This is a genomic window from Vulcaniibacterium thermophilum, assembly GCF_007923255.1.
Lineage (GTDB): Bacteria > Pseudomonadota > Gammaproteobacteria > Xanthomonadales > Xanthomonadaceae > Lysobacter_F > Lysobacter_F thermophilum.
The window spans coordinates 1-24,474 of sequence record NZ_VOHJ01000006.1; the positions used below are offsets into that span (position 1 = coordinate 1).

The 24,474-nt window shown below is 72.0% G+C and carries 26 protein-coding genes; 14 read left to right on the forward strand and 12 right to left on the reverse strand.

Annotated elements, in window-relative coordinates; genetic code table 11:
* The 3 genes from FQY64_RS14685 to FQY64_RS03885 form a co-directional block, all read left to right on the forward strand.
* Positions 1-333, forward strand: a 333-nt coding sequence (locus FQY64_RS14685; RefSeq protein WP_222431749.1) for a hypothetical protein, incomplete at its 5' end; no start/stop codon positions are given.
* A 4-nt stretch (positions 334-337) separates the two neighbouring features.
* Positions 338-847, forward strand: a complete 510-nt coding sequence (greB, locus tag FQY64_RS03880; protein ID WP_146472403.1) for a transcription elongation factor GreB — start codon at positions 338-340, stop codon at positions 845-847.
* A 50-nt stretch (positions 848-897) separates the two neighbouring features.
* Positions 898-1,167: a hypothetical protein gene (locus tag FQY64_RS03885; protein ID WP_146472404.1), complete on the forward strand. Its 270-nt coding sequence runs from the start codon at positions 898-900 to the stop codon at positions 1,165-1,167.
* Positions 1,168-1,174: 7 nt separating this feature from the next.
* On the opposite strand, the gene FQY64_RS03890 is transcribed toward FQY64_RS03885, so the two are convergent.
* The 3 genes from FQY64_RS03890 to rimO form a co-directional block, all read right to left on the reverse strand.
* A complete protein-coding gene (locus tag FQY64_RS03890; protein ID WP_146472494.1) occupies positions 1,175-1,768 on the reverse strand; it encodes a type 1 glutamine amidotransferase domain-containing protein in 594 nt (197 codons plus the stop codon).
* Between the two features lie 76 nt (positions 1,769-1,844).
* Positions 1,845-2,492 (reverse strand): hypothetical protein, encoded by a 648-nt coding sequence (locus FQY64_RS03895; protein ID WP_146472405.1) that lies wholly within the window; start codon positions 2,490-2,492, stop codon positions 1,845-1,847.
* Between the two features lie 13 nt (positions 2,493-2,505).
* Entirely contained in the window at positions 2,506-3,837 is a 1,332-nt protein-coding gene (gene rimO, locus FQY64_RS03900) for a 30S ribosomal protein S12 methylthiotransferase RimO (RefSeq protein WP_146472406.1), read from the reverse strand.
* Between the two features lie 227 nt (positions 3,838-4,064).
* On the opposite strand from rimO, the gene FQY64_RS03905 reads away from it, so the two are divergent.
* From FQY64_RS03905 to FQY64_RS03935, 8 genes are read left to right on the forward strand one after another with little or no spacing between them, the layout of a single operon-like run.
* A complete protein-coding gene (locus tag FQY64_RS03905; RefSeq protein ID WP_146472407.1) occupies positions 4,065-4,727 on the forward strand; it encodes a dienelactone hydrolase family protein in 663 nt (220 codons plus the stop codon).
* Positions 4,724-5,137, forward strand: coding sequence for an HIT domain-containing protein (locus FQY64_RS14690; RefSeq protein WP_186760845.1), 414 nt, complete (start codon positions 4,724-4,726; stop codon positions 5,135-5,137). The genes FQY64_RS03905 and FQY64_RS14690 overlap by 4 nt, the downstream gene beginning before the upstream one ends.
* Positions 5,134-6,819 carry a 5-oxoprolinase subunit PxpB gene (gene pxpB, locus FQY64_RS03910; RefSeq protein ID WP_186760846.1) on the forward strand — a complete coding sequence of 562 codons (1,686 nt, stop codon included), beginning with the start codon at positions 5,134-5,136 and terminating at the stop codon, positions 6,817-6,819. The genes FQY64_RS14690 and pxpB overlap by 4 nt, the downstream gene beginning before the upstream one ends.
* A 48-nt stretch (positions 6,820-6,867) precedes the next feature.
* Positions 6,868-7,614, forward strand: coding sequence for a 5-oxoprolinase subunit PxpA (locus tag FQY64_RS03915; protein WP_146472409.1), 747 nt, complete (start codon positions 6,868-6,870; stop codon positions 7,612-7,614).
* A complete protein-coding gene (locus FQY64_RS03920; RefSeq protein ID WP_146472410.1) occupies positions 7,611-8,291 on the forward strand; it encodes a DUF969 domain-containing protein in 681 nt (226 codons plus the stop codon). Before FQY64_RS03915 ends, FQY64_RS03920 begins: the two co-directional genes overlap by 4 nt.
* On the forward strand, positions 8,288-9,241 hold the full coding sequence (locus FQY64_RS03925) for a DUF979 domain-containing protein (RefSeq protein ID WP_222431750.1): 954 nt from the start codon (positions 8,288-8,290) through the stop codon (positions 9,239-9,241). Before FQY64_RS03920 ends, FQY64_RS03925 begins: the two co-directional genes overlap by 4 nt.
* Positions 9,238-9,891, forward strand: coding sequence for a pyroglutamyl-peptidase I (pcp, locus tag FQY64_RS03930; RefSeq protein WP_146472412.1), 654 nt, complete (start codon positions 9,238-9,240; stop codon positions 9,889-9,891). Before FQY64_RS03925 ends, pcp begins: the two co-directional genes overlap by 4 nt.
* A gap of 15 nt (positions 9,892-9,906) precedes the next feature.
* Complete coding sequence (locus tag FQY64_RS03935; RefSeq protein WP_146472413.1) at positions 9,907-10,200, forward strand: hypothetical protein; 294 nt, start codon at positions 9,907-9,909, stop codon at positions 10,198-10,200.
* Positions 10,201-10,204: 4 nt separating this feature from the next.
* On the opposite strand, the gene dcd is transcribed toward FQY64_RS03935, so the two are convergent.
* A complete protein-coding gene (gene dcd, locus FQY64_RS03940) occupies positions 10,205-10,774 on the reverse strand; it encodes a dCTP deaminase (protein ID WP_146472414.1) in 570 nt (189 codons plus the stop codon).
* Between the two features lie 70 nt (positions 10,775-10,844).
* Positions 10,845-11,684 carry an iron-sulfur cluster carrier protein ApbC gene (gene apbC / locus FQY64_RS03945; protein WP_146472415.1) on the reverse strand — a complete coding sequence of 280 codons (840 nt, stop codon included), beginning with the start codon at positions 11,682-11,684 and terminating at the stop codon, positions 10,845-10,847.
* 371 nt (positions 11,685-12,055) lie between these two features.
* On the opposite strand from apbC, the gene FQY64_RS03950 reads away from it, so the two are divergent.
* On the forward strand, positions 12,056-13,813 hold the full coding sequence (locus tag FQY64_RS03950; protein ID WP_146472416.1) for an ABC transporter transmembrane domain-containing protein: 1,758 nt from the start codon (positions 12,056-12,058) through the stop codon (positions 13,811-13,813).
* Positions 13,814-13,833: 20 nt separating this feature from the next.
* Here the strand turns inward: FQY64_RS03950 and FQY64_RS15165 are convergent, their stop codons facing one another.
* Both FQY64_RS15165 and FQY64_RS03955 read right to left on the reverse strand, forming a co-directional pair.
* Entirely contained in the window at positions 13,834-13,962 is a 129-nt protein-coding gene (locus FQY64_RS15165; RefSeq protein ID WP_268245305.1) for a hypothetical protein, read from the reverse strand.
* A gap of 126 nt (positions 13,963-14,088) precedes the next feature.
* Positions 14,089-15,681 carry a protein adenylyltransferase SelO gene (locus FQY64_RS03955; RefSeq protein WP_186760848.1) on the reverse strand — a complete coding sequence of 531 codons (1,593 nt, stop codon included), beginning with the start codon at positions 15,679-15,681 and terminating at the stop codon, positions 14,089-14,091.
* A gap of 282 nt (positions 15,682-15,963) precedes the next feature.
* Between FQY64_RS03955 and FQY64_RS03960 the strand changes: the two genes are divergently transcribed.
* Positions 15,964-17,748 carry a DEAD/DEAH box helicase gene (locus tag FQY64_RS03960; RefSeq protein WP_146472417.1) on the forward strand — a complete coding sequence of 595 codons (1,785 nt, stop codon included), beginning with the start codon at positions 15,964-15,966 and terminating at the stop codon, positions 17,746-17,748.
* 27 nt (positions 17,749-17,775) lie between these two features.
* Here the strand turns inward: FQY64_RS03960 and FQY64_RS03965 are convergent, their stop codons facing one another.
* Together FQY64_RS03965 and FQY64_RS03970 are read right to left on the reverse strand one after the other, a co-directional pair.
* Positions 17,776-18,384, reverse strand: coding sequence for an HD domain-containing protein (locus FQY64_RS03965; protein WP_146472496.1), 609 nt, complete (start codon positions 18,382-18,384; stop codon positions 17,776-17,778).
* 336 nt (positions 18,385-18,720) lie between these two features.
* Positions 18,721-20,511, reverse strand: a complete 1,791-nt coding sequence (locus FQY64_RS03970) for a DUF885 domain-containing protein (RefSeq protein WP_146472418.1) — start codon at positions 20,509-20,511, stop codon at positions 18,721-18,723.
* Between the two features lie 134 nt (positions 20,512-20,645).
* Between FQY64_RS03970 and FQY64_RS03975 the strand changes: the two genes are divergently transcribed.
* Entirely contained in the window at positions 20,646-21,449 is an 804-nt protein-coding gene (locus FQY64_RS03975; RefSeq protein ID WP_146472419.1) for an OBAP family protein, read from the forward strand.
* A 16-nt stretch (positions 21,450-21,465) separates the two neighbouring features.
* On the opposite strand, the gene FQY64_RS03980 is transcribed toward FQY64_RS03975, so the two are convergent.
* From FQY64_RS03980 to rpsO, 3 genes are all read right to left on the reverse strand, one after another.
* Positions 21,466-21,723, reverse strand: a complete 258-nt coding sequence (locus FQY64_RS03980; RefSeq protein ID WP_146472420.1) for a hypothetical protein — start codon at positions 21,721-21,723, stop codon at positions 21,466-21,468.
* A gap of 172 nt (positions 21,724-21,895) precedes the next feature.
* Positions 21,896-24,004 (reverse strand): polyribonucleotide nucleotidyltransferase, encoded by a 2,109-nt coding sequence (gene pnp, locus FQY64_RS03985; protein WP_146472421.1) that lies wholly within the window; start codon positions 24,002-24,004, stop codon positions 21,896-21,898.
* 118 nt (positions 24,005-24,122) lie between these two features.
* A complete protein-coding gene (rpsO, locus tag FQY64_RS03990; protein ID WP_146472422.1) occupies positions 24,123-24,383 on the reverse strand; it encodes a 30S ribosomal protein S15 in 261 nt (86 codons plus the stop codon).
* Positions 24,384-24,474: the final 91 nt, after the last annotated feature.

The window sequence follows — 24,474 nt, forward strand, 5'->3', positions numbered from 1 at the left end:
GCCACGCCCGCCGCCGCACCGACCGCGCCGCAGCCGTCGGCGACGCCCGCGCCCGGCGCCGATGCCGCGCGGGCGCCGACGCCCGGGGTTTCGCTGATCGGCGAGTTCGCCGGCGGCGGCGTGCGCCTGTCGGTGCGCAGCGATGGCGCGTTCGAACTCGCCCAGGGCGCGGAACGCGTGGAGGGCACCTGGGCGGTGGAGGACGACGGCCGCGTGCTGCGCCTGGATCCGAACAGCAAGGCGCAGGCCGACCGCGTGTTCGACGTGGTCTCCGCCGACACGCTGCGCGCGCGCGGCGAAGCCGGCGTGCTGACGCGCCAGCCGGCGGAGTGAGGCGATGGGCCGCTGGCGACCGCCGCCGGAATCCAGCACCGCGCTGATCACCCGCGAAGGCCATGCGCGGCTGAAGGCCGAGCTGGACGAGCTGTGGCGCGTGCGGCGGCCGGATGTCGTCCGGGCGCTCGCCGCCGCCGCGGCCGAAGGCGACCGCTCGGAGAACGCCGAGTACACGTATCGCAAGAAGCAGCTCGGCGAGATCGACCGCCGCGTGCGCTACCTCAGCAAGCGGCTGGAAGCGCTGAAGGTGGTCGATGCCGCGCCCGCCGACCGCGAGGCGGTGTTCTTCGGCGCGTGGGTGGAGATCGAGCGCGTCAGCGACGGCGAAGTGCAGCGCTACCGCATCGTCGGCCCGGACGAGACCGACCCGAAGCTCGGCTACATCAGCATCGATTCGCCGCTCGCGCGTTCGATGCTGAAGAAGCGCATCGACGACGAGTTCGACGCGCAGTTGCCGGGCGGGCCCGAACGGTTCGTGATCGTCGACGTGCGCTACGGCGCGGGGGACTGAGCGCGCTCGCGCGCGCCCAGGCGGTTGATCCAGGTATTCGAAGGCAGCGGATGACGAGCGAACGCCGACAGCTGGACGCCATCGCCGACGCCCTGCTCGCACCCGGCCGGCAGGCGCAGCGCGAACGTGCCGCGCGCCTGCGCCTGCGGCGGAAACGGCAGCGCAAGCTGTCCGGCGCCGGCGCGATCCTGGGCGTGTCGGTCGGCGGCGTGACCGGCCATGCCGTGAGCGGGCATCTGTTCCCGGGCAACGTCATCGGCGTGTTCGTCGGTGGACTGGCCGGCCATCTGCTTGCCGCCATCCGCCCGGCCGGCGAGTAGGCGCGCTTCACTGCAGCGTGATCGGTGCGGCGATCGCCGCGGCTTCGCTGCCGGGTTGCGGGCGTTGCTGCAGGGCGTCGATCAGCGTCTGCGTGAACACCTCGACGTCGTCCGGCTTGCGGCTGGTGATCAGGATGCCGTCGCGCACGACCGGACTGTCCTCCCAGTGCGCGCCGGCGTTCTCGAGATCGCGCCGCAGCGAGGGCCATGAGGTGACGCGCCGGCCTTCGACCAGACCGGCGTCGATCAGCGTCCACGGGCCGTGGCAGATCGCCGCCACCGGCTTGCCCTGGGCCGCCATGCGGCGGACGAACTCGATCGCCTCCGGGTGCTGGCGCAGCGTATCGGGGTTGATGACGCCGCCCGGCAGCACCAGCGCGTCGTAGTCCTTCGGTTCCACCTCGGCGAGCGCGGCCTCGGCGTCGACGGTCTGGTGCCACTCGCCGTGCTGCCAGCCCCGGATCGGCCGCTTTTCCAGCGAGACCACGTCCACCCGCGCGCCCGCTTCTTCCAGCAGGCGGCGTGGGCCGGTGAGCTCGGAATACTCGAATCCGTCGGTGGCGAGGATCGCCACCGTGCGTCCATCCAACTGCATCGTCATCGCCGGCACCTGCGCTTGCGGGCGCTGCGCCCGCCGGCGCATCGCAGCATGCGCGGCGAAAAGGAGCCGTGAACCGTCAGTCGCGATCCCCGCCGGTGCGCGCGCTGCGCGCGGCGAGTTCGGCCTCGACGAGCGTGGCGGCGTCGGGCGTGTCGCCGAGCAGCACCGGCCCGCTGCGGCGGACGCCGCGTTCTTCGGGCCGATCGACGTAGGCGCCGCCCTCGTCGAGCGCGCGACGCCGGGCGATCAGCGCACCGGTGAGCAGGTTCCAGCTCAGCTCGAACGCGTCGTGCGCGTTGGTCCGCGAGTAGAAGGTGGCGTCCAGACCGATCAGCCGCAGCGCGCCGCGCGCCGGATCCCAGCGGTAGCGGTAGGTGCCCTGCGTCGCGGTGGTGCCGCCGACCAGCTCCTCCAGGATCAGCACGCCTTTCCGCGTCGCCCGCAGTGCGGGCGGGCCGAGGCCGCCCATCTCGAACGTCTCGCGACCGACCACGCCGCGCGACCCGTCGGCACGGGTGGCGAGCACGACCAGCTCGTAGGCGCTGCCGGTGTCGCCGACGAACGCGGTATCGGCCCGGCCGTCGGCGGTGAGGTCGGCATCGACGCGGGCCTCGATCCGGCTGCCGGGCGGCAGGTGCGCGAGCAGGTCGCCGTCTTCGGCCACGGCCGGCGCCGCAAGCGCGCCGCCGGTCAGCAACGACGCGAACATCGCGATGGTGCGCATGGGCCTCTCCCTGTCAGGCGAGGCCGGGCACCTCGCCGTACAGATCATGCTCGTCGCTGCCGAGAATTTCGACATCGACGAACTGGCCGGGCCGCAGCCCCGCCGCCGCGCCGTTCTGGATCTGCACCAGGCCGTCGATCTCGGGCGCATCGGCCTTCGAGCGCGCGATCGCGAGCTCGCCGTCGATGGCATCGACCAGGCAGCGCTGCACGGTGCCGACCTTCGCTTCCAGCCGCGCGGCGGAGATCTCCGCCTGCCGCTCCATGAAGCGCGCCAGGCGTTCCTCCTTGACCTCGTCCGGCACCGGATCGGGCAGCGCGTTCGCGGCCGCGCCCTCGACCGGCGAGTAGGCGAACGCGCCGACGCGGTCGAGCTGCGCTTCGTCGAGGAAGTCGAGCAGCGCCTCGAACTCCTGCTCGGTCTCGCCGGGGAAACCGACGATGAAGGTGCTGCGGATCGTCAGCTCCGGGCAGGTCGCGCGCCAGCGCTGGATGCGCTCGAGCGTTTTCTCCACCGCGCCCGGCCGCTTCATCAGCTTGAGGATGCGCGGGCTGGCGTGCTGGAACGGGATGTCGAGGTACGGCAGCACCCTGCCCTCGGCCATCAGCGGGATGACCTCGTCGACGTGCGGGTACGGGTAGACGTAATGCAGGCGGGTCCACACGCCGAGTTCGGCAAGACCCTCGCACAGCGCGGTCATGCGCGTGGCGTACGACCGGCCGCGCCACTCGCGTTCGGCGTAGCGCAGGTCCACGCCGTAGGCGCTGGTGTCCTGCGAGATGACCAGCAGCTCCTTCACCCCGCCCATCGCCAGCTTCTCGGCCTCGCGCAGCACCTCGTCGACCGGGCGCGAGACCAGGTCGCCGCGCATCGACGGGATGATGCAGAAGCTGCAGCGGTGATTGCAGCCCTCGGAAATCTTCAGGTAGGCGTAGTGCTTCGGCGTCAGCTTGATGCCGGCGGCCGGCACCAGGTCGAGGAACGGATCGTGCTTCGGCGGCAGCGCGGCGTGCACCGCATTCATCACGCTGGCGTAGTCCTGCGGGCCGCTGATCGCCAGCACGTCCGGATGCGTCTCGCGGATCAGCTCCGCGCGCTTGCCGAGGCAGCCGGTGACGATGACCTTGCCGTTCTCGGCGAGCGCCTCGCCGATCGCGTCGAGCGATTCCTCCACCGCGGCGTCGATGAAGCCGCAGGTGTTGACCACGACGACGTCGGCGTCGTCGTAGCTCTGCACGATGTCGTAGCCCTCGACCTTGAGCTGGGTGAGGATGCGCTCGGAATCGACCAGCGCCTTCGGACAGCCGAGGCTGACGAAACCGACTTTCGGGTTCTGTACGGACATGGAGGCGACCGCGGGTGGGGCTCGGGGCGGTCGGACGACGGCCCGGTGCGGGCTGCGGCGGGCGCAGCGGGGTGCGGATTATAGCCGCGGCGGCAGCGCCGGACCGACGGCCGCGCCCGCGCCATGAACGTGGCGCCCGTCCGGCGCGCGACGGCGGGTGGCCACGATGCCGCGCCCGCCACGCCCGCGCTCACTACACTGGCCCACTCCAGCGAGGACACCTGCCCATGGGTCAATGGACCGAACTCGACACCCCGCATGGCCGCATCGGCGCCTGGCGCGCGGATGCGGCGTCGCCGACCGGACGCGCGGTGGTGGTGATCCAGGAGATCTTCGGCGTCAACGCGCACATCCGCGATGTCGCCGACCGCTTCGCCGCCGCCGGTCTCACCGCACTGGCGCCGTGCGCGCTCGACCCGGTGGAACCCGGCGTCGAGCTGGACTACGACGAGGCGGGCATCGCGCGCGGCCGCGCGCTGGTGGCCGAGCTCGGTTTCGAGCGCGCGGTGGACGCGGTGGGCGCGGCGGCGGAGACATTGCGCCGCGAGGGCCTGGCGGTCGGCGCGGTCGGCTTCTGCTGGGGCGGCACGGTGGCGTTCCTGGCGAACACGCGGCTCGGGCTGCCGGCGGTGAGCTACTACGGCGGCCGCAGCGTGCCGTTCCTCGACGAGCCCGCACGCGCGCCGCTGCTGTTCCACTTCGGCGAACGCGACCCGATCATCCCGCCCGAGCACCGCGAACTGCACCGACAGAAGCAGCCGCAGGCCGAGTTCCACGTCTATCCCGCCGGCCACGGCTTCAACTGCGACCGCCGCGGCGACTTCGACCCCGAAAGCGCCGCGCTGGCGTGGACGCGCACGCTCGAGTTCTTCGCGAGGCATCTGCGGTGAGCGGCTGGACGCTGCACCCGCAACTGGCGGCCGACACCCACGCGGTGGCGTCGTGGCCGCTGTGCGAGCTTCTGCTGATGGACGATGCGCAGTATCCGTGGCTGATCCTGGTGCCGCGCGTGGACGGCGCGCGCGAGCTGATCGACCTGGCGCCCTCCGACCGGCACCGGCTGCTGGACGAGATCGCCCGCGCCAGCCGCCTGCTGCAGACCCTGTTCGCGCCCGACAAGCTCAACGTCGCCGCGCTCGGCAACGTGGTGCCGCAGTTGCACGTGCACGTGATCGCGCGCTTCCGCGACGACCCCGCCTGGCCGCGACCGGTGTGGGGCGTGCATCCGCCGCGGCGCCATGCGGCCGAGGCGCTGGAGACGATGCTGCGGCGCCTGCGCGCGGCGGCGGATGCGCCGTGAACGCGGCACGGATCGAACCGCTCGGCGACCACGGCTGGTGCGCGGTGCTGGGCGAACGCATCGACGCGGCGCTGAACGCCCGCGTGCACGCGCTCGCCGCGCGGCTGCGCGAACGCGCGCCGGCCGGGGTCGAGGACATCGTGCCGGCGTACGCGTCGCTGGCGGTATGTTTCGACCCCGAGCGCGCCGACGCCGACGCCGTGCGCGCGGCGATCGCCGACGCGCTTGCGGCGACCGCCGGCGGCGGAACGCCCGCATCGCCTGCGGCCGATGCGCGCGAGATCGAGATCCCGGTCGTCTACGGCGGCGAAGCGGGCCCGGATCTCGCCGACGCGGCGGCCGCGCTCGGGCTGACGCCCGAAACGCTCGCCGCGCGGCATGCCGCCGGCACGTACACGGTGGCGATGCTCGGCTTCGCGCCGGGCTTTCCCTACCTCATCGGCCTCGACCCCGCGCTCGCCCTGCCCCGCCTGCCCACGCCGCGCACGCGCGTGCCGGCCGGCAGCGTGGCGATCGGCGGCGCGCAGACCGGGCTGTATCCGCGCGAAAGCCCGGGCGGCTGGCGGCTGATCGGACGCACGCCGCTGCGGGTGTTCGACCCCGCACGCGCGCCGCCGGCGCTGCTCGCGCCGGGCGATCGCGTGCGCTTCCGTGCGGTGGCGCCGGACGCGGTCGCCCGGGACGACGGCGTGCCCGCGCCCGCCGTGCCCGCGACGGCGCGCGCGATGCGGGTGCTGCGGCCGGGTCCGCTCACCACCGTGCAGGATGCCGGTCGCATCGGATGGCGCCACCTCGGCGTGGGCCGGGCGGGCGCGCTCGATCCGGACGCGGCCGCGCTCGCCAACGCGCTGGTGGGCAATCCGCCGGACGCCGCCGTGCTCGAGCTGACGCTGCAGGGCCCCACGCTCGCGCTCGACGTTCCGGTGCGCGTCGCGCTGTGCGGCGCCGCGGTGGAGGCGCGCTTCGAGGACGCCCACGGCAGGACCGCGCACGTGCCCGGCGGACGGCCGGTCGCGCTGCCGGCGGGAATCCTGCGCCTCGGCGCCCTGCGCGGCGGCGCGCGCGCCTGGATGGCGATCGCGGGCGGAATCGACGTGCCGCCCGTGCTGGGCAGCCGCAGCACCGACCTGCGCGGCGGATTCGGCGGTGTGGCCGGACGCGCGCTGCGCAGCGGCGACGTCCTGCCGCTCGGCGAGTCGCGGGCGCCCGCCGCGGATGCGCCGCACGCACCGGCCTGGTGGATCGACCCCTGCGACGACGAGGACGCGCCCGTGCGCTTCGTGTCCGCACGGACCGGGGACGCCGCGGCGCTCGCGGCCCGCGCGTGGCGCGTGGATCCGCGCAGCGACCGTCAGGGCGTGCGGCTGGCGGGCGAGGCGCTGCCCGCGGCCGCGCACGACGGCGTGTCCGCGCCGGTGGTGCCCGGCACGATCCAGCTTCCCCCCGACGGCCGCCCGATCCTGCTGCTCGCCGATGCGCAGACCACCGGCGGTTATCCGGTGCTGGGGCACGTGATCGCCGCCGACCTGCCGCGGCTTGCGCAGTTGCGCCCGGGCGACGCGCTCGCGCTGCTGCCGGTCGATGCCGGCACCGCGGCGGCGGCGTGGCGCGAGCGCCGCGCGCGTCGGGCGCGGCTGGCGGTCGCCATCGCCATGCGCCTCGAGCGCGACGCGCATCCGTGACCTCCGGCGATTGCCGCGCGGGGGCCGATTCCCTAGGCTCGGCGCGGCATGCGCATCGACCTCAACTGCGACCTCGGCGAAGGCTGCGGCGACGACGCCGCGATCGTGCCGTGGATCAGCTCCGCCAGCATCGCCTGCGGCGGTCATGCCGGCGACGAGGCGACGATGCGGGCGACGCTCGCGCTGTGCCGGACGCACGGGGTCGCGGCCGGTGCGCATCCCGGCTATCCCGACCGCGAGCACTTCGGCCGCCGCGAGCTCGACCTGTCGCCCGGGGCGCTGCGCGAGACGCTGCTGGCGCAGATGGCGCGGCTGCGCGCGGTCGCCGGCGCCGAGGGCGTGCGGCTCGCGCACGTGAAGCCGCACGGCGCGCTGTACAACCGCGCCGCGCGCGATGCCGGGGTGGCCGCCGTGGTGGTCGAAGCCGTGCGCGCGTTCGATCCGGCGCTGACCCTCTACGCGCTGTCCGGCTCCCTGCTGGCCGAGACCGCGGCGCACGCGGGCTTGCGGGTGGCGCACGAAGCCTTCGTCGAGCGCGGCTACGGCGCCGATGGCCACCTGCTGCCGCGCGGCACGCCGGGCGCGGTGCTGGACACGGTCGACGCGGCGGTGGCGCAGGCGCGGGCGCTGCTGCGCGGCGCCCTGCGCGCCCGCGACGGCACGAAGCTTGCGATCCGCGCCGACACCCTCTGCCTGCACGGCGACCGCCCCGACGCTGCGGCGTTCGCCCGCGCGCTGCGCGAAGCGCTCGGGAACGACGGCGTCGCGGTCCTGCCTTTCGGAGCATCCGCATGAACTACTGGCCCCTGCTCGGCGTCGCCGCGGTGGTGCTCGGCTTCGCGCTGCGCCTGAACCCGGCGCTGGTGGTGGTCGCCGCCGGTTTCGTCACCGGGCTTGCCGCGAAGCTCTCGCCGCTGGAGGTGCTCGACATCCTCGGCCGCGCCTTCACCGAGAAGCGCTACCTGCTGCTGCTCCTGCTGACGCTGCCGGTGGTCGGCCTGCTGGAGCGCCACGGATTGAAGGAACACGCGCAGGCGTGGATCGCGAAGCTGCGTGGCGCGACGTTCGGGCGGCTGCTGATCGTCTACCTGTTCCTGCGCCAGCTCAGCGCCGCGCTCGGCCTGACCAGCCTCGGCGGCCATCCGCAGACGGTGCGGCCGCTGCTGGCGCCGATGGCCGAAGGCGCGGTCGAAGCGCGCCACGGCCCGCTGCCGGAAGCCGAGCGCGAGCGCGTGCGGGCGATGTCGGCGGCCACCGACAACGTCGGCCTGTTCTTCGGCGAGGACATCTTCATCGCGTTCGGCGCGGTGCTGCTGATGCAGGGCTTCTTCGCCGACCACGGCATCCGCCTGGAGCCCCTGCAGATCGCGCTGTGGGGCATTCCGACCGCGATCTGCGCGTTCCTCATCCACGCCTTCCGCGTGCGGCGCTTCGAGCGGCGTCTGGCGGCGCGACTGGCGGACCGCGCGTGATCGCCCTCACCCACGCCTACTGGCTGCTGGGCGGCTACGTCGCCGCGCTCGCCTGGCGCGGCTGGCGCGACCGCGGCAACCCGCGCCGCCACACCACCGCGCTGTTCTGGGCGCTGCTGGCGCTGGTGCTGCTGGCCGGCGAGGGGCTGCCGCCGCGGCTGGCCGGGCTGATCGTGGTGACGCTGGCGCTGCTTGCCGGCCTCGGCGGCCTGCGCATGGGCCGCTATGCCGAAGCGAGTGCGGAGGCGAAACGCGCCGAAGCCGCGCGGCTCGGCAACCGGCTGTTCTGGCCGGCGCTGCTGATCCCGCTGCTGACGCTGGCCGGCGCGCTGGGCCTGAAGCACGTGCGCCTGGGCGATGCGCCGCTGCTGGAAACCGCGAACGTCACCCTGATCGCGCTGGCGATCGCCTGCGTGATCGCGCTGGCGGCCGCGTGCCGGCTCACCCGGCAGTCGCCGTGGAGCGCGGTCGAGCAGTCGCGCCGGCTGGTGGACGCGATCGGCTGGGCCGCGCTGCTGCCGCTGCTGCTGGCCACGCTCGGCAGCGTGTTCGAGGCCGCGGGCGTGGGCCAGGCGGTGGCGGGCTTGGTGCGCGCGGTGATCCCGGTCGACAACCCGTTCGTGGTGGTGCTCGCCTATGCGCTCGGCATGGCGCTGTTCACCCTCATCATGGGCAACGCGTTCGCGGCGTTCCCGGTGATGACCGCCGGCATCGCGCTGCCGCTGCTGGTGCAGCAGCACGGCGCCGAACCGGCCTCGCTGGCCGCGATCGGCATGCTCTCCGGCTACTGCGGCACGCTGATGACGCCGATGGCCGCCAACTTCAACATCGTGCCGGCGGCGCTGCTGGAGCTGAAGGATCCGTATGCGGTGATCCGCGCGCAGTGGGCCACCGGCGCGCTGCTGCTCGCCTGCAACGTGGTGCTGATGTACGTGGTCGTGTTCCGATGAACGAGCCGCTTCCCACCGTGCTGCTGACCGGCTTCGAGCCGTTCGGCCGCGATGCCCTCAACCCGAGCTGGGACGCGGTGCGCCGCCTCGAAGACGAAGTGATCGCCGGGCACCGGATCGTTGCCACCTGCCTGCCGGTGGAATTCGGACGCTCGCTCGCCGTGCTGCGCACGCACGTCGAGCGCCTGCGCCCGGCGCTGGTGCTCGCGGTCGGCCTGGCCGGCGGGCGCGCGGCGATCTCGCTCGAGCGCGTGGCGATCAACGTCGACGACGCGCGCATCCCCGACAACGCCGGCCGCCAGCCGGTCGATGAACCGGTCGATCCGGCCGGGCCGGCCGCCTGCTTCGCGCGCCTGCCGCTGAAGGCGATGCTCGCCGCGCTGCGCGAAGCCGGCATTCCGGCCGAGGTCTCGCAGACCGCGGGCACGTTCGTCTGCAACCACGTCTTCTACGGGCTGATGCGCCTGCTCGAAGGCAGCGGCGCGCGCGGCGGTTTCATCCACGTTCCGTATTGCCCTTCGCAGGCGGCGTACCATCCGGGCGCGCCGAGCATGGCGCCGGAGACGGTCATGGAGGCCTTGCGCATCGCGGTGCGCGTGGCGCTCACGGTCGAACACGATCTGCGCCTGACCGCCGGCGCCGAACACTGAAACAGGAGTACGCCCATGCGCCGCATCCTTGCCGCCCTCGCGCTCGCGCTCGCCTTCGCCGTGCCCGCCCAGGCCGGCCTGTTCGAGAAGAAGCCCGAGACCGTCGCCGAAGAGGCCGCGCAGGCCGGCCTGCCGGCGGTGACGGTCTGGGTCGAGACCTCGTGGGGCTTCCGCACCCAGGGCGCCGCCAATGCGCTCAACCGCGCGCACCAGGCCTTCGCCCGCCACGGCTACAAGGTCGTGAGCGTGGAGCCCTACATCGAGAACGGCGATCTGCAGGGCTTCTTCGTCACCTACCAGAAGCCCTGAGCGCTCACGTCTTCGGCAGCGTGACGCCGCGCTGGCCCTGGTACTTGCCGCCGCGGTCCTTGTACGAGGTCTCGCACACCTCGTCCGACTGGTAGAACAGCATCTGCGCGACGCCCTCGCCCGCGTAGATCTTCGCCGGCAGCGGCGTGGTGTTGCTGAACTCCAGCGTCACGTGGCCTTCCCACTCGGGCTCCAGCGGCGTGACGTTGACGATGATCCCGCATCGCGCGTACGTGCTCTTGCCCAGGCACACCACCAGGACGTCGCGCGGAATGCGGAAGTACTCGACCGTGCGCGCCAGCGCGAACGAGTTCGGCGGGATGATGCAGACGTCCGACTCGACGTCGACGAAGCTCTTCGGATCGAAGTTCTTCGGATCGACGATGGTCGAATTGATGTTGGTGAAGACCTTGAACTCGCGCGAGCAGCGCACGTCGTAGCCGTAGCTCGACGTGCCGTAGCTGACGATCGGGTGGCCGTCGGCGGCGCGTTTCACCTGGCCGGGCTCGTACGGCTCGATCATCCCGTGCTGCTCGGCCATCCGCCGGATCCAGCGGTCGCTCTTGATGCTCATACCCGTCCCCACGGCCCCGGCGGGCCGGAAAAGGGCGGATTGTACGGTAGCGCCGCGGCCGCGGCGGGGCTCAGAGCAGGCTGGTGGGAATCGGCCGCCCGGCGCGCGGCCGCGCCTGCAGCGCCTCCACCAGCCGGCGCGCGGCGCCGCGGTATGCCTGCGCGGCCGCCGATGCCGGCTGCGCGGCCACGATCGGCACGCCCGCGTCGGACTGCTCGCGGATGGCCACGTCCAGCGGCAGGCTCGCCAGCAGCGGCACACCGTACTGCGCCGCCATCCGCTCGCCGCCGCCGGTGCCGAACACGTGCTCGGCATGGCCGCAGTTCGAACACACGTGCACGGCCATGTTCTCGATCAGGCCAAGCACGGGCACGTTGACCTTCTCGAACATGCGCAGCGCCTTGCGCGCATCCAGCGTGGCGATCTCCTGCGGCGTGGTCACGATCACCGCGCCGGCGACCGGGATCTTCTGCGCCAGCGTCAGCTGGATGTCGCCGGTGCCCGGCGGCAGATCGACCACCAGCACGTCCAGATCGTCCCAGCGGCTGTCGAGCAGTTGCGTCAGCGCCGAGGTCGCCATCGGCCCGCGCCAGATCATCGGCGTATCGGCGTCCACCAGCAGGCCGATCGACATCGCCTGCAGGCCGTGCGCGCGCATCGGCTCGATCGTCTTGCCGTCGGGACTGTCGGGACGGCCGCTCAGGCCGAGCATGGTCGGAATGCTGGGGCCGTAGATGTCGGCGTCGAGCACGCCCGCGCGCCACCCGTCCTGCGCCAGCGCGAGCGCGAGGTTGACCGCGGTGGTGGACTTGCCGACACCGCCCTTGCCCGAGGCGACCGCCACCAGATTGCGCACGTTGGCGAGCGGCGACAGACCGGGCTGGACGGCGTGGGCGGGCAGACGAGGCATTCTCGTTCGGCGTGTCCGGAGGGGACGGCAGCATACCGCGCGGCGCACCCGCGCTCGCGGTCGCGGCACATCCCGCAAAACGTCCGTCGCAGCCGGAGGGTGCCGGTCCTGCTGCGGCCGCGGCCACAGACCGGCGCTCGCGGCGGGCCCGGATCGGCACCCACGCGCGCCCGCCAGGCTGCGACCGCCAGCGGCTGGGCCTGAGGAGCCCATACGGCGGGATCGGATGCCTTCGCAGCCCGCCGGCGCGCCGTTCGGACACCGCCTCGCGGCCGCTGCAGGATTCCCGGAGCGCCGCGTGGCGTCTTGCACCCTCGAATCCGCGCCGTGCCGCCCCCACCTCGGCTGCTCAGCCCTGGGATCCGCCGCCCATGTCCAAAGCCCCGATCGGCTCGCTGCGCGCGCTGTTGCCCTTCGTGAAGCCGCACCGCGGCCTGCTGGCCGCCTGGCTGCTGGCGCTGGCCGCGTCCAGCACCGCCACGCTCAGCCTGCCGGTGGCGTTCCGGCAGATGATCGACCACGGTTTCGCCGGCGGCGGCGCGGCGATCGACCGCGTGTTCCTGCTGCTGTTCGGCGTGGCGGTGGCGCTCGCGCTGGCGACCGCGGCGCGCTTCTACTTCGTCTCGCTGCTGGGCGAGCGCGTGGTCGCCGACCTGCGCCGCAAGCTCTACGCGCACCTGCTCGAACTCGACGCCGGCTTCTACGACCGCACCCGCAGCGGCGAGCTGGTGTCGCGCCTGACCGCCGACGCCGAGCTGCTGCGCAGCGTGGTCGGCTCGAGCATGTCGGTGGCGCTGCGCAGCACGGTGACGGTGGTCGGCAGCCTGGTGATGCTGTTCGTCACCAGCCCGCGGCTGGCGAGCTACGCGCTGATCGGCATTCCGCTGGCGGTGCTGCCGATCGTGGCCGGCGGGCGCCGGCTGTCGAAGATCTCGCGCGCCAGCCAGGACCGCATCGCCGACGCCAACGCGATCGCCAGCGAGACGCTCGGCGCGGTGCGCACCGTGCAGGCGCACGCGCGCGAGCCCTACGAGCGCGGCCGGTTCGAGAGCGCGATCCGGGTCGCGATCGCCACCGCGCGCAAGCGCATCACCGTGCAGGCGCTGGTCACCGCGGTGGCGATCGTGCTGATCTTCGGCGCGATCACGCTGGTGCTGTGGTCGGGCGCGCACGACGTCGTCGCCGGTCGCATGAGCGGCGGCACGCTGGCGCAGTTCGTGCTGTACGCGCTGATCGGCGGCGGCTCGGTGGGCGCGCTCGCCGAGGTGTGGAACGAGCTGCAGCGCGCCGCCGGCGGCATGAGCCGGATCGGCGAGCTGTTGGCCGAGACGCCGCAGGTGCGCGCGCCGGCGCAGCCGCAGCGGCTGCCGAAGCCGCTGCGCGGCGGCATCGCGTTCGAACGCGTCACCTTCCACTACCCGCAGCGGCCCGATCTGCCGGCGCTGGAGGACTTCAGCCTGCGCGTGCGGCCGGGCGAGACGGTCGCGCTGGTCGGCCCGTCCGGCGCCGGCAAGAGCACGGTGTTCTCGCTGCTGCTGCGCTTCCACGATCCGCAGGCCGGCAGCATCGCCATCGACGGCCACGACCTGCGCACGCTCGATCTGACAGCGTTGCGCGAGGCGATCGCGCTGGTGCCGCAGCAGCCGACCATCTTCGCCGCCAGCGCGCGCGAGAACATCCGCTACGGTCGCCTCGACGCCGACGAGGCCGCGATCCACCACGCGGTGCGCGCCGCGCACGCGGCCGACTTCATCGACGCCCTGCCGCAGGGCCTGGACACCGAGCTCGGCGAGCGCGGCGCGCGCCTGTCAGGCGGCCAGCAGCAGCGCATCGCGATCGCCCGCGCGCTGCTGAAGGATGCGCCGATCCTGTTGCTCGACGAGGCCACCAGCGCGCTCGACGCGCACAGCGAGCGCGCGGTGCAGCAGGCGCTGGAGACGCTGATGGAAGGCCGCACCACGCTGGTGATCGCGCACCGTCTGGCGACGGTGCTGAAGGCCGACCGCATCGTGGTGATGGACCGCGGCCGCATCGTGGCCGAGGGCACGCACGAGGCGCTGATGGCGCAGGGCGGCCTGTATGCCGAGCTGGCGCGGCTGCAGTTCCTCGACGCCGCCGCGCCCGCCTGAGGCCGGGCCGCGGCGGACGGTCAGCGCTGCCGCGCCACGACGGCCTGCGCGCCGCCTGCGGCCTTGGCGGTGTCGGCCTCGACGTGGCTGCAACGCTTCTGACAGGCACCGGCAAGCAACAGGAGGAGCACGTAGATCCCTGCTTTCATGGTGGGGTTTCCTGGACAGGCACGGAGGGGAGGCTGTGCGCTCGCCACGCAGGCAAGCGCCTGCCTGGCGCTGAACAGTGCGCGAACGCCTGTCCATGCCGCGTGACGCCCGTCACCACAAGACCGCTACGAACTGCAAGAAAGCATCGAACACCCCGGCCGGTCGCGCGCCCAGTCGGGCCGCCGCTGGGCGAACGCCTCGCGGCCCGGTTGATCGTCGTAAGGCCGGCGCATCACGTCGAGGAGTTCGTCGATGCCGCCCGGATCGCCCTGCTCCGCGCGGTCGATCGCCTGCTGCGCCAGATAGTTGCGCAGCACGAAGCGCGGATTCGCGCGCCGCATGCGCTCGTGGCGCGCCTCCGGCGGCAGCGGGTCCTCGCGCAGACGCGCGGCGTAGCCGTGCAGCCAGTCGAGCAGCGCCGGCGCGTGCGCCTCGCGCCGGGCGGCGTCGTAGAAGGCCTCTTCGAAAGGTGCGAGCGACGGCGCCTGCGGATCGAACCGCAGCAGCGCGCGGAACCACAGCGTCATGTCCACTTCGGCCAGCGCCAGCAGTCGTTCGAGCGCGCGTTTGCGCTCGACGTCCTCGTCGTTCGCCTCGGAAAGGCCGAGCTTGCGCGCGACGTTGTCGCGGTCGGCGGCGACGTAGGCGTCCACATAGCGCTGCATGCCCGCATGCAACGGCTCGAGCGATGCGAACAGCGGCGCGATGGCATTCGCCAGTTGCCCCAGGTTCCAGTACGCCACCGCCGGCTGCTGGCCGAAGCGGTAGCGGCGGGTATGGCGGTCGGTGGTGTTGGGCGTCCAGTCCGGGTCGTAATCGTCGATCCAGCCGTACGGGCCGTAGTCGATGGTCAGACCGAGGATCGACATGTTGTCGGTGTTCATCACTCCATGCACGAAGCCGACCCGCATCCATTCGGCCATCAGCCGCGCGGTGCGCTCGCAGACCTCGCCGAACCAGTCGCCGAGTACGGTTTCGGTGATGTCGGCCCCTTCCGGCGCCAGGTGCGGGAAGTCGCGGCGGATGCAGAAGCGCGTAAGCGCCCGCAGCAACGCGATCTCGCCGCGCGCGGCAGGCAGTTCGAAGTGGCCGAAGCGGATGAACGAGGGCGCGACGCGGCACACCACCGCGCCCGGCTCCTCGCGCGGATGGCCGTCGTAGAAGATGTCGCGCACCACGCCCTCGCCGGTGGCCACCAGGCACAGCGCGCGCGTGGTCGGCACGCCGAGGTGGTGCATCGCCTCGCTGCACAGGAATTCGCGGATCGACGAACGCAACACGGCGCGACCGTCGGCGAAGCGCGAGTACGGCGTCGGCCCGGCGCCCTTGAGCTGCAGTTCCCAGCGCTCGCCCGCCGCGGTGACGGCCTCGCCGAGCGTGATCGCGCGCCCGTCGCCGAGCTGCCCGGCCCAGGCGCCGAACTGGTGGCCACCGTAGTTGGTGGCATACGGCTGCATGCCGGGCAGCAGTTCGTTGCCGGCGAACACGCGCGCGAAGCGCTCGCCGGTCACGTCCGCCTCGCCGAGCCCCAGCGCCGCCGCCATCTCGCGCGACCACGCCAGCAGCTTCGGCGCACGCACCGGCGTCGGCCTCACGCGCGAGAACAGCGCGCCGCGCACCTCGCGCACGCCCGGCCGCTCCTCGTGCTCGCCGGGCAGCTCACGCACGAATGCATTGTCGAAGTGGAACTCCATCGCGGCAGCTTGCCAGAGGGGCATGGGAGCGCGATGTCTTTTGGCCGCGGATTCGCACGGATGGACACGGCTCGGCCACGGCCGTCTCTCGTTCGCCCGCTCTCCACGCGTTTGGGGCCGAGTCGCACATGCGTCTCCGCACAGGCGGCAGGACAAGTCCCGCCCTACCTGCCCTGGCGCGCATGCTGCGCACAGGCGGCGGGACAAGTCCCGCCCTACCTGCCGGCTGATCCCGCACCGCAGCCGAAACCCCGTCTCCATCCCCCACCCGGTAGACTCGGCGCCCCAACCCCCGACGAGCCCCGCATGAGCAACGACGCCACCCCGCTCCGTTTCGCCGACCTGGGCCTGCCGGAGCCGGTGCTGCGCGCGCTTGTCGAAGTCGGCTACGAGACGCCCTCGCCGATCCAGGCCGCCGCGCTGCCGCCGCTGCTGGAAGGCCGCGACGTGCTCGGCCAGGCGCAGACCGGCACCGGCAAGACCGCGGCGTTCGCGCTGCCGATCCTCGCCCGCCTCGATCCCGCCCAGCGCGAACCGCAGGCGCTGGTGCTGGCGCCCACCCGCGAGCTGGCGCTGCAGGTGGCCGAGGCGTTCCAGCGTTACGCCCACCACCTGCCCGATTTCCACGTCCTGCCGATCTACGGCGGCCAGGGCTATCGCCCGCAGTTGCTCGCGCTCAAGCGCGGCGTGCAGGTCGTGGTCGGCACGCCTGGACGGGTGATCGATCACCTCGAGCGCGGCTCGCTCGATCTTTCGCGGCTGCGCACGCTGGTGCTGGACGAGGCCGACGAGATGCTGCGCATGGGCTTCATCGACGACGTCGAGGCGGTGCTCAAGCGCACGCCCGAGACGCGCCAGGTCGCGCTGTTCTCGGCCACCATGCCGCCGCCGATCCGCCGCATCGCGCAGACCTACCTGCGCGAGCCGGTCGAGATCGCGATCAAGGCGAAGACCACCACCGCCGCCAACATCCGCCAGCGCTACTGGCCGGTCAGCGGCGTGCACAAGCTCGACGCGCTCACCCGCATCATCGAAGCCGAACCGTTCGACGCGATGATCGTGTTCGTGCGCACCAAGATCGCGACCGAGGAACTGGCCGAGAAGCTGGCGGCGCGCGGCATCGCGGCGGCGGCGCTCAACGGCGACGTGCCGCAGGCGCAGCGCGAGAAGACGGTCGGCCAGTTGCGCGAAGGCAGGATCGACGTGCTGGTCGCCACCGACGTCGCCGCGCGCGGGCTCGATGTCGAGCGCATCACCCATGTCGTGAACTACGACATCCCCTACGACACCGAGAGCTACGTCCACCGCATCGGTCGCACCGGCCGCGCCGGGCGCGCGGGCGAGGCAATCCTGTTCGTCTCCCCGCGCGAACGCGGCATGCTGCGCGCGATCGAGCGCGCCACGCGGCAGCCGATCGAGCCGATGACGCTGCCGAGCGTCGAGACCGTCAACGACCAGCGCATCGCCCGCTTCCTCGACCGCATCACCGGCGCGCTGCAGGCGGACGATCTGGACCTGTTCCGCGGCCTGGTCGAACGCTACGAGCGCGAGCGCAACGTGCCGATGGCCGAGATCGCGGCGGCGCTGGCGAAGCTGGTGCAGGGCGACATGCCGCTGCTGCTGGACGCCACCGCCGAGGAGTTGCGTCCGCATCGCGAAGGCCGGCCCGAGCGCAGCCGCGAGCGTCCGGCGCGCGAGGACGATCAGCGCCGCGCGCCGCGCGTCCGCAACGCGGGCGAGGCGGCGTTCGAGGACGACCGCCCGCGCCGCCGCGACGGCGGCGAACCGCGCGCGCCCGAGGCCGGCATGGAGACGTTCCGTATCGAGGTCGGCCATGTCCACGGCGTGAAGCCGGCGAACATCGTCGGCGCGATCGCCAACGAGGCCGAGCTGGAAAGCCGCTACATCGGCCGCATCGACATCCGCCAGGACCACAGCCTGGTCGATCTGCCGGAAGGCATGCCGCGCGAGGTGATGGAGCATCTCAAGCGCGTGCGCGTGGCCGGCCAGCCGCTGCGCATCCGCCGCCTCGACGCCGACCGCCCCGCCCCGCGCAAGCCCTACAAGCCCCGCGGCACGCAGCGCGGCTGATACGCCCCTTCGCCACGCCGCCGTGTCTTACCGTTTCGCGCTCAGCGCCCGCCGCAGATTGGCCCGCGCCTGCGCGTCCAGCCGGGCGTGGAAGAAGTCGCTGAGGAAGATCCGCTCGCGCGCCAGCAGGCCCTTGAGGAACGCGCGCCGGCGCACGCGGTACAGCACTGCCGGCACGTGGCCGCGGTATTCGCGCGCGATGGCGGCGTCGTAGGCGTCGAAGCGCTCCGCCGGCGCGCCGAGGATCGCCATGTCGCAGTCGAGGAACAGCGCCGCTTCGTGGTCCACCTCGCCCGGCGCGAGCGCGCCGTGGCGCGCGGTGAGCAGGATCAGCTTCTCGATGCGGGCGACGTCGAGCCCCGCCTCGGGCAGCCAGCGCCCGACCGCCTCGCGCGCGAGTTCCGCAGAGCGCGCCTCGTTGTCGCCGCGCCCCGGCACGTACACGGCGTCGTGGTACAGCACCGCCAGCCACACCTCACGCCGCTGCCGCCAGCCCGGCCCGCGCGCGACCTCGTCGTAATGCGCCAGCACCTCGCGCACGTGGCCGAAGTGGTGGTAGGCACGCGCCGGCATGCGGTAGGCCGCTTCCAGCTCGGCCCATTGCGCTTCGGGCAGAGCGAGCGGTCCGTCGACCATCACCCCCGCGTTCACGCCGTCCCTCCTCACGGGCCGTTGTCGCCTCGCGCCAGAGTAACCGCACGACGCCGAACGCCGCGCCTGCGGCCCTCACCCTGCCCGCTCCCGCAAGCGGGAGAGGGGCTGAAGCCGTGGACCCGAAGCACCGGCGGCGGGACCAGTCCCGCCCTACCCAACCCACTGGTGGTGCCGCAGGCGCGCATCGCGTCCTCGCACAGGCGGCGGGACAAGTCCCGCCCTACCTGCTGGTGGTGCCGCAGGCGCGCATCGCGTCCTCGCACAGGCGGCGGGATGAGTCCCGCCCTACCTGCGAGCCCATACAGCCGCACCGGCCCCTCACGACCCCCGCTTGCGCGCGATCCAGGCGTCGATGCGCTTCTCCAGCGCCTCCAGCGGCACCGAGCCGGTGGCCAGCACCTCGTCGTTGAACTCGCGCAGGTCGAACTTCGCGCCCAGTTCGCGGCTGGCGCGCTCGCGCAGCTCGGAGATCTTCAACTGGCCGATCTTGTACGCCAGCGCCTGGCCGGGCCAACCGATGTAGCGGTCGATCTCGTTGACGATGTCCTGCTCGGTCTTGGGCGCGTTGTCCATGAAGAACCGGATCGCCTGCTCGCGGCTCCAGCCCTTGCTGTGCATGCCGGTGTCCACCACCAGTCGCACTGCGCGCCACATGTCGTAGGCGAGCTGGCCCATGCGGTCGTAGGGATCGTCGTACAGGCCCATGTCGTAGCCCAGCCGCTCGGCATACAACGCCCAGCCCTCGCCATACGCGGTGAAGTAGCCGATGCGGCGGAACATCGGCACGTCCGGCAACTCCATGCCGCGCGCGAACTGGAAGTGGTGGCCCGGCACCGCCTCGTGCAGCGACAGCGCCATCATCTCCCACTTCGGCCGCACCTCCGGCTTGTAGAGGTTGACGTAGTAGAAGCCCGCGCGGGTGCCGTCCACCGCGCCCGGCTGGTAGTACGCCGTCGTGGTGTCGGGCGCGATGTTGTCGGGAATCGGGCGCACGCCGTACGGCAGACGCGGGATGGTCTTGAAGACCTTCACCAGCTCGGGGTCGATCCGCTTGCTGATCGCCTGGTAGGCGACGAACAGCTCTTCGGGGGTCTTGTAGAAGAACCGCGGGTCGGTGCGCAGGTGCTCGAAGAATTGCGCGAGCGAACCCTGGAAGCCGACCTCGGCCTTCACCTTCTCCATCTCGGCGCGGATGCGCGCGACTTCCTTCAACCCGATCTCGTGGATGCGGTCGGCGCCGAGGTCGGTGGTGGTGAAGCTGCGCGCGAGGAAGTCGTAATACGCCTTGCCGTCGGGCAGGTCGGCGGCGGCGATCGTGGTGCGCGTGTTCGGCAGGTACTCCTGCTCGAAGAAGCGCAGGAAGTCGCGGTACGCAGGCATGATGCGCTCGGCGATGACCGTCTTCGCTTCGGCGGCCAGACGCTCGCGCTCGGCCTGCGGGATGGCGTCCGGGAAGCGCGAGAACGGCTTGAAGAACGGGCTCCTGGCCGGATCGTCGACCAACTGCGCCTTGATCTGCGCCGGTACGCGCTGCATCAGCACGCGCGGCGGCGTGTTGCGCGCCTTGACGCCTTCCCGCATCAGCACCGTGGTCTGCTCGACCAGCGTCGGCAGCGCGCGCATGCGCGAGAGCCAGTCCTCGTAGTCCTTCACCGTGGCGAACGGCAGCACCTCCGCCATCTCCTCCGCGTTCTGCACGCCGCCGCGCTGACTGACCGGGCGCAGATACTCGCGGTACTTCTGTCGTTCCACCGCGTTGCGCAGATCCCACAGCATGACGTCGTAATGCAGCTTGTCGGCCTCCGACAGCGCCTCGCGGTCGAACGCCTGCAGGCGCTCCAGCGCCTTGCGGTCGGCCGCCTCGCGCTGCGCGATCGCCGCCAGACTCATGTCGCTCCAGCGGTCGTTGTAGCGCCTGTCGCCGACGTAGGACGCCTGTTCGGGGCTTTGCCGCAGGCTGCGTTGCCATTCCTCCTCGAAGAAGCGGTACAGCGCCTGCGTGGTCGCATCGCGGGTCTGCGCCTGCGGCGCCGGCGCGGACTGCGCGAACGCGGGGCTGGCCGCGCATGCGGCCATCAGGGCAAGGGCGAGCAGGGTCGGTCGGATCATGCGGCAACTCCCGGACAGGGGAGCCCGAGTCTAGCGGCGGCGCGCCGCATCGCGCGCGTGCCGGCAGCCCGCGCACGGGGCCGCCACGGCGGCGCCGGTAGCGTGAAGCGCGTCGCACCGTGAGGGACACCGTCATGGCCGCACGCGTCCGTTCGCCGTTCGCTGCCGTCCTGTGCGCGGCGCTCGCCGCCTGCTCCGGCAGCGGCACGTCCGGTACCGCCACCCGGCCCGCCGGCACTGCCGAGACGCCTCGCACCAACGCGTTGGAGGCCGGCGCCGCGGCTCTGCAGAACGATGGTCCGCTCGCCAAGCTCGACATCGTCCTGGTCGGCTTCCACCCGCTCAAACACGAGCCGCTGCACGCGATGGAAGCGCACCACTACTGCCGCCAGGTCAACCAGGACTTCGCGCAATGCGTGCTGTTCGACGGCAACACGGTCGATGCCAATCTCAACGGCATCGAGTACATCATCTCCGAGCGGCTGTTCGCCGAGCTGCCCGCCGGCGAACGCCCGTACTGGCACCCGCACAACGGCGAGATCCTGTCGGGCCAGCTGATCGCCCCGAACCTGCCGCGTGCCGCCGAGCACGCGCTGATGCGCGACAAGATCAACAGCTACGGCAAGACCTGGCACACCTGGATGACCGGCAACGCCCGCCAGCAAGGCATGGCGCTGCCGCTCGGCCCCGCGCATCTGGCGTGGTCGTTCAATCGCGAAGGCGAGCTCGACCCCGCGCTGCTGGCCGCGCGCGACCGCCGCTTCGGGATCGACAGCCGCGAGATCGCCCGCTCGCGCCAGGACCTCGTCCCGCTGGCGCGGCCCCAGTCCGGCGTGGACGCCCTGCACGGCCGCTTCCCGTCGCCGACCGCACCGATCCGCGGCGTCGTCGAGGCGGCAGCCGCGGGCCACGACGGCGCTGGCGCACCGTCGCCGTAACGGCCGGGGCGGCGCGTCAGTCGGACTGCATCGGGCCGCGCGGCTCGCGCTCGCCCGAACCGGCGTCGATCGCGTCGTCGTAGCCGCCGGCCACGCCCTTGCTGTGCCGGTCGCGCCGCGCGTCCTCGACGAACTCGCCCGCGGCATCGTGGTTATCGCCCTGCAAGCGGCGGTCCAGGCCGTCCGCGCCCGTGGGATGCCGCAACGGTTCGCGGCGGCCGCCGCTCTCGCCGCCGCGGTCTGCATCGCCGGAAGAGCCTTCGCGTGCGTTCATGGCCAATGCTCCGGATGGGTCGCGTCCACCCTGCCATGCCCGCCGTCGGCACCGCGCCAACGCCGCGGTGACGGCGCGCAACGCGACGCAAGGCAAGCGATGCGGCACCGAACACCGCGCAAGAAAAAAGCGGGCCGAAGCCCGCTTCTTTCGTCGCCAAGAACCCCGCGGCTCACGCCGACGGCAGGCCCTCGCCTTCCTCGACCGCCTTCATCGACAGGCGGATGCGGCCCTGCTTGTCGACTTCCAGCACCTTCACCTTGACCACGTCGCCTTCCTTGAGCTTGTCGGACACCTTCTCGACGCGCTCGTTGGAGATCTGCGAAACGTGCACCAGACCGTCCTTGCCCGGCAGGATGGTGACGAACGCACCGAAGTCCATGATCTTGACGACCTTGCCCTCGTAGATGCGGCCGGGCTCGACGTCGGAGACGATCTGCTCGATGCGCGCCTTCGCGGCCTGCGCGGCGGCGGCGTTGACCGAGGCGATGACGATGGTGCCGTCGTCCTGGATGTCGATCTGGGTGCCGGTGTCCTTGGTGATCGCCTGGATCGTGGCGCCGCCCTTGCCGATCACCTCGCGGATCTTGTCCGGGTGGATCTTCATGGTCAGCAGGCGCGGGGCGTACTCGGACAGCTCCGGACGCGGCGCGCTGATCGCCTTGGCCATCTCGCCGAGGATGTGCAGGCGGCCCTGCTTCGCCTGCGCGAGCGCGATCCGCATGATCTCCTCGGTGATGCCCTGGATCTTGATGTCCATCTGCAGGGCGGTCACGCCCTCGGTGGTGCCGGCCACCTTGAAGTCCATGTCGCCGAGGTGGTCCTCGTCGCCGAGGATGTCCGACAGCACCACGAACTGGTCGCCTTCCTTCACCAGGCCCATCGCGATGCCGGCGACCGGCGCCTTGATCGGCACGCCGGCGTCCATCAGCGCGAGCGACGAGCCGCACACCGACGCCATCGACGAGGAGCCGTTCGACTCGGTGATCTCCGACACCACGCGCACGGTGTAGGGGAACTCCTCGATCGTCGGCATCACCGCCAGCACGCCGCGCTTGGCGAGACGGCCGTGGCCGATCTCACGACGCTTCGGCGCCAGCATGCGGCCGACCTCGCCCACCGAGTACGGCGGGAAGTTGTAGTGGAACAGGAAGTGTTCCTTGTACTCGCCGGCGACCGCGTCGATGATCTGCGCGTCGCGCGCGGTGCCGAGCGTGGCGACCACGATCGCCTGCGTCTCGCCGCGGGTGAACATCGCCGAACCGTGGGTGCGCGGCAGCACGCCGACCTTGCAGGCGATCGGACGCACGGTGTCGAGCGCGCGACCGTCGATGCGGGTCTTCGTCTGCAGCACCGACTGCCGCATGGTCTGGTACTCGAGCTCGCCGAACTCCTTGGTCAGCTCGGCCGGGTTCCAGCCATTGGCCTCGCACTGCGGCAGCAGCGACTCGACCACCTGCTTGCGCAGGTCGCCGATCGCCTGGCGACGCTCCTGCTTGTTGCGGATCTGGAAGGCCTCGGCCAGGCGGTTGCCGATCGCGCCCTTGAGCGCGTCGATCAGCGCCTGGTTCTTGGCCGGCGGCTGCCAGTCCCACGGCTGCACGCCGGCTTCGGCGACGAGCTCGTTGATGGCCTGGATCGCCACCTGCATCTCGCGGTGGCCGAACATCACCGCGCCCAGCATCGCCTCTTCGGACAGCATCTTCGCTTCCGACTCGACCATCAGCACCGCGTCCTTGGTGCCGGCGACCACGAGCTCGAGATCGGAGCTCTGCAGCTCGGTGGTGGTCGGGTTGAGGATGTACTGGCCGTTCTTGTAACCGACCTTCGCCGCGCCGATCGGCCCTTGGAACGGGCAGCCGGTGAGCGCGAGCGCGGCCGAGGCGCCGATCAGCGCCGGGATGTCGCCGTCGATTTCCGGATTGAGCGACATCAGCGTCGCGATGATCTGGACTTCGTTCTTGAAGTCCTCCGGGAACAGCGGGCGGATCGGGCGGTCGATCAGGCGCGAGATCAGCGTTTCCTTCTCCGTCGCGCGGCCCTCGCGCTTGAAGAAGCCGCCGGGGATGCGGCCGCCGGCGTAGAACTTCTCCTGGTAATCCACCGTGAGCGGGAAGAAGTCCTGGCCTTCGCGCGCGGTTTTCGCCGCCACGGCGGTGACCAGCAGCACGGTGCCGTCGACGCTGATCATGACCGCGCCGCCCGCCTGACGGGCGACTTCGCCGGTCTCCAGCGTTACCTGATGCCTGCCGTACTGAAAGGTCTTGGTGATTTTTGCCACGTGTCTTTTTCCTTCGGTTGAATCCGCACCGGACCCCTGCCCGCCGCGGTCGGCCATCACGATGAGGGCCTCAAAAACGAACCGCGGCGCATCGCTGCGCCGCGGTGTGGATCGTGGATCAACGGCGCAGGCCGAGCTTCTCGATCAGGGCCTTGTAGCGCTCGTTGTCCTTGCGCTTGAGGTAGTCGAGCAGGCTGCGACGGCGGTTGACCATCTGCAGCAGGCCACGACGGCTGTGGTGGTCCTGCTTGTGGGTCTTGAAGTGCTCGGTGAGCTGCTCGATGCGCGCGGTGAGCAGGGCGACCTGCACTTCGGGGGAGCCGGTGTCGTTCGGCGCGCGCTTGTGTTCTTCGATGATCTTGGCGGTATCGATGGCCATGGAAACGGTCTCGTAGACGCGGAACCCGCAGAAGCGAATCGCCACGGCCGGGCCGTGGGCGACGCACCGCCTGGTTCGCCGCTGTTGCTAA

Excerpts from the sequence above, each read along its gene's own strand:
- FQY64_RS03970 (WP_146472418.1), bottom strand. The coding sequence starts at position 20,511 with ATGATCCGACCGACCCTGCTCGCCCTTGCCCTGATGGCCGCATGCGCG.
- rimO (WP_146472406.1), bottom strand. The coding sequence starts at position 3,837 with ATGTCCGTACAGAACCCGAAAGTCGGTTTCGTCAGCCTCGGCTGTCCG.
- FQY64_RS03980 (WP_146472420.1), bottom strand. The coding sequence starts at position 21,723 with ATGAACGCACGCGAAGGCTCTTCCGGCGATGCAGACCGCGGCGGCGAG.
- FQY64_RS03935 (WP_146472413.1), top strand. The coding sequence starts at position 9,907 with ATGCGCCGCATCCTTGCCGCCCTCGCGCTCGCGCTCGCCTTCGCCGTG.
- FQY64_RS03920 (WP_146472410.1), top strand. The coding sequence starts at position 7,611 with ATGAACTACTGGCCCCTGCTCGGCGTCGCCGCGGTGGTGCTCGGCTTC.
- pcp (WP_146472412.1), top strand. The coding sequence starts at position 9,238 with ATGAACGAGCCGCTTCCCACCGTGCTGCTGACCGGCTTCGAGCCGTTC.
- FQY64_RS03895 (WP_146472405.1), bottom strand. The coding sequence starts at position 2,492 with ATGCGCACCATCGCGATGTTCGCGTCGTTGCTGACCGGCGGCGCGCTT.
- FQY64_RS03965 (WP_146472496.1), bottom strand. The coding sequence starts at position 18,384 with ATGGTCGACGGACCGCTCGCTCTGCCCGAAGCGCAATGGGCCGAGCTG.
- FQY64_RS03905 (WP_146472407.1), top strand. The coding sequence starts at position 4,065 with ATGGGTCAATGGACCGAACTCGACACCCCGCATGGCCGCATCGGCGCC.
- apbC (WP_146472415.1), bottom strand. The coding sequence starts at position 11,684 with ATGCCTCGTCTGCCCGCCCACGCCGTCCAGCCCGGTCTGTCGCCGCTC.
- FQY64_RS03955 (WP_186760848.1), bottom strand. The coding sequence starts at position 15,681 with ATGCCCCTCTGGCAAGCTGCCGCGATGGAGTTCCACTTCGACAATGCA.
- greB (WP_146472403.1), top strand. The coding sequence starts at position 338 with ATGGGCCGCTGGCGACCGCCGCCGGAATCCAGCACCGCGCTGATCACC.
- rpsO (WP_146472422.1), bottom strand. The coding sequence starts at position 24,383 with ATGGCCATCGATACCGCCAAGATCATCGAAGAACACAAGCGCGCGCCG.
- FQY64_RS03950 (WP_146472416.1), top strand. The coding sequence starts at position 12,056 with ATGTCCAAAGCCCCGATCGGCTCGCTGCGCGCGCTGTTGCCCTTCGTG.
- FQY64_RS03885 (WP_146472404.1), top strand. The coding sequence starts at position 898 with ATGACGAGCGAACGCCGACAGCTGGACGCCATCGCCGACGCCCTGCTC.
- FQY64_RS03915 (WP_146472409.1), top strand. The coding sequence starts at position 6,868 with ATGCGCATCGACCTCAACTGCGACCTCGGCGAAGGCTGCGGCGACGAC.
- FQY64_RS03960 (WP_146472417.1), top strand. The coding sequence starts at position 15,964 with ATGAGCAACGACGCCACCCCGCTCCGTTTCGCCGACCTGGGCCTGCCG.
- FQY64_RS03890 (WP_146472494.1), bottom strand. The coding sequence starts at position 1,768 with ATGACGATGCAGTTGGATGGACGCACGGTGGCGATCCTCGCCACCGAC.
- dcd (WP_146472414.1), bottom strand. The coding sequence starts at position 10,774 with ATGAGCATCAAGAGCGACCGCTGGATCCGGCGGATGGCCGAGCAGCAC.
- FQY64_RS15165 (WP_268245305.1), bottom strand. The coding sequence starts at position 13,962 with ATGAAAGCAGGGATCTACGTGCTCCTCCTGTTGCTTGCCGGTGCCTGT.
- FQY64_RS03975 (WP_146472419.1), top strand. The coding sequence starts at position 20,646 with ATGGCCGCACGCGTCCGTTCGCCGTTCGCTGCCGTCCTGTGCGCGGCG.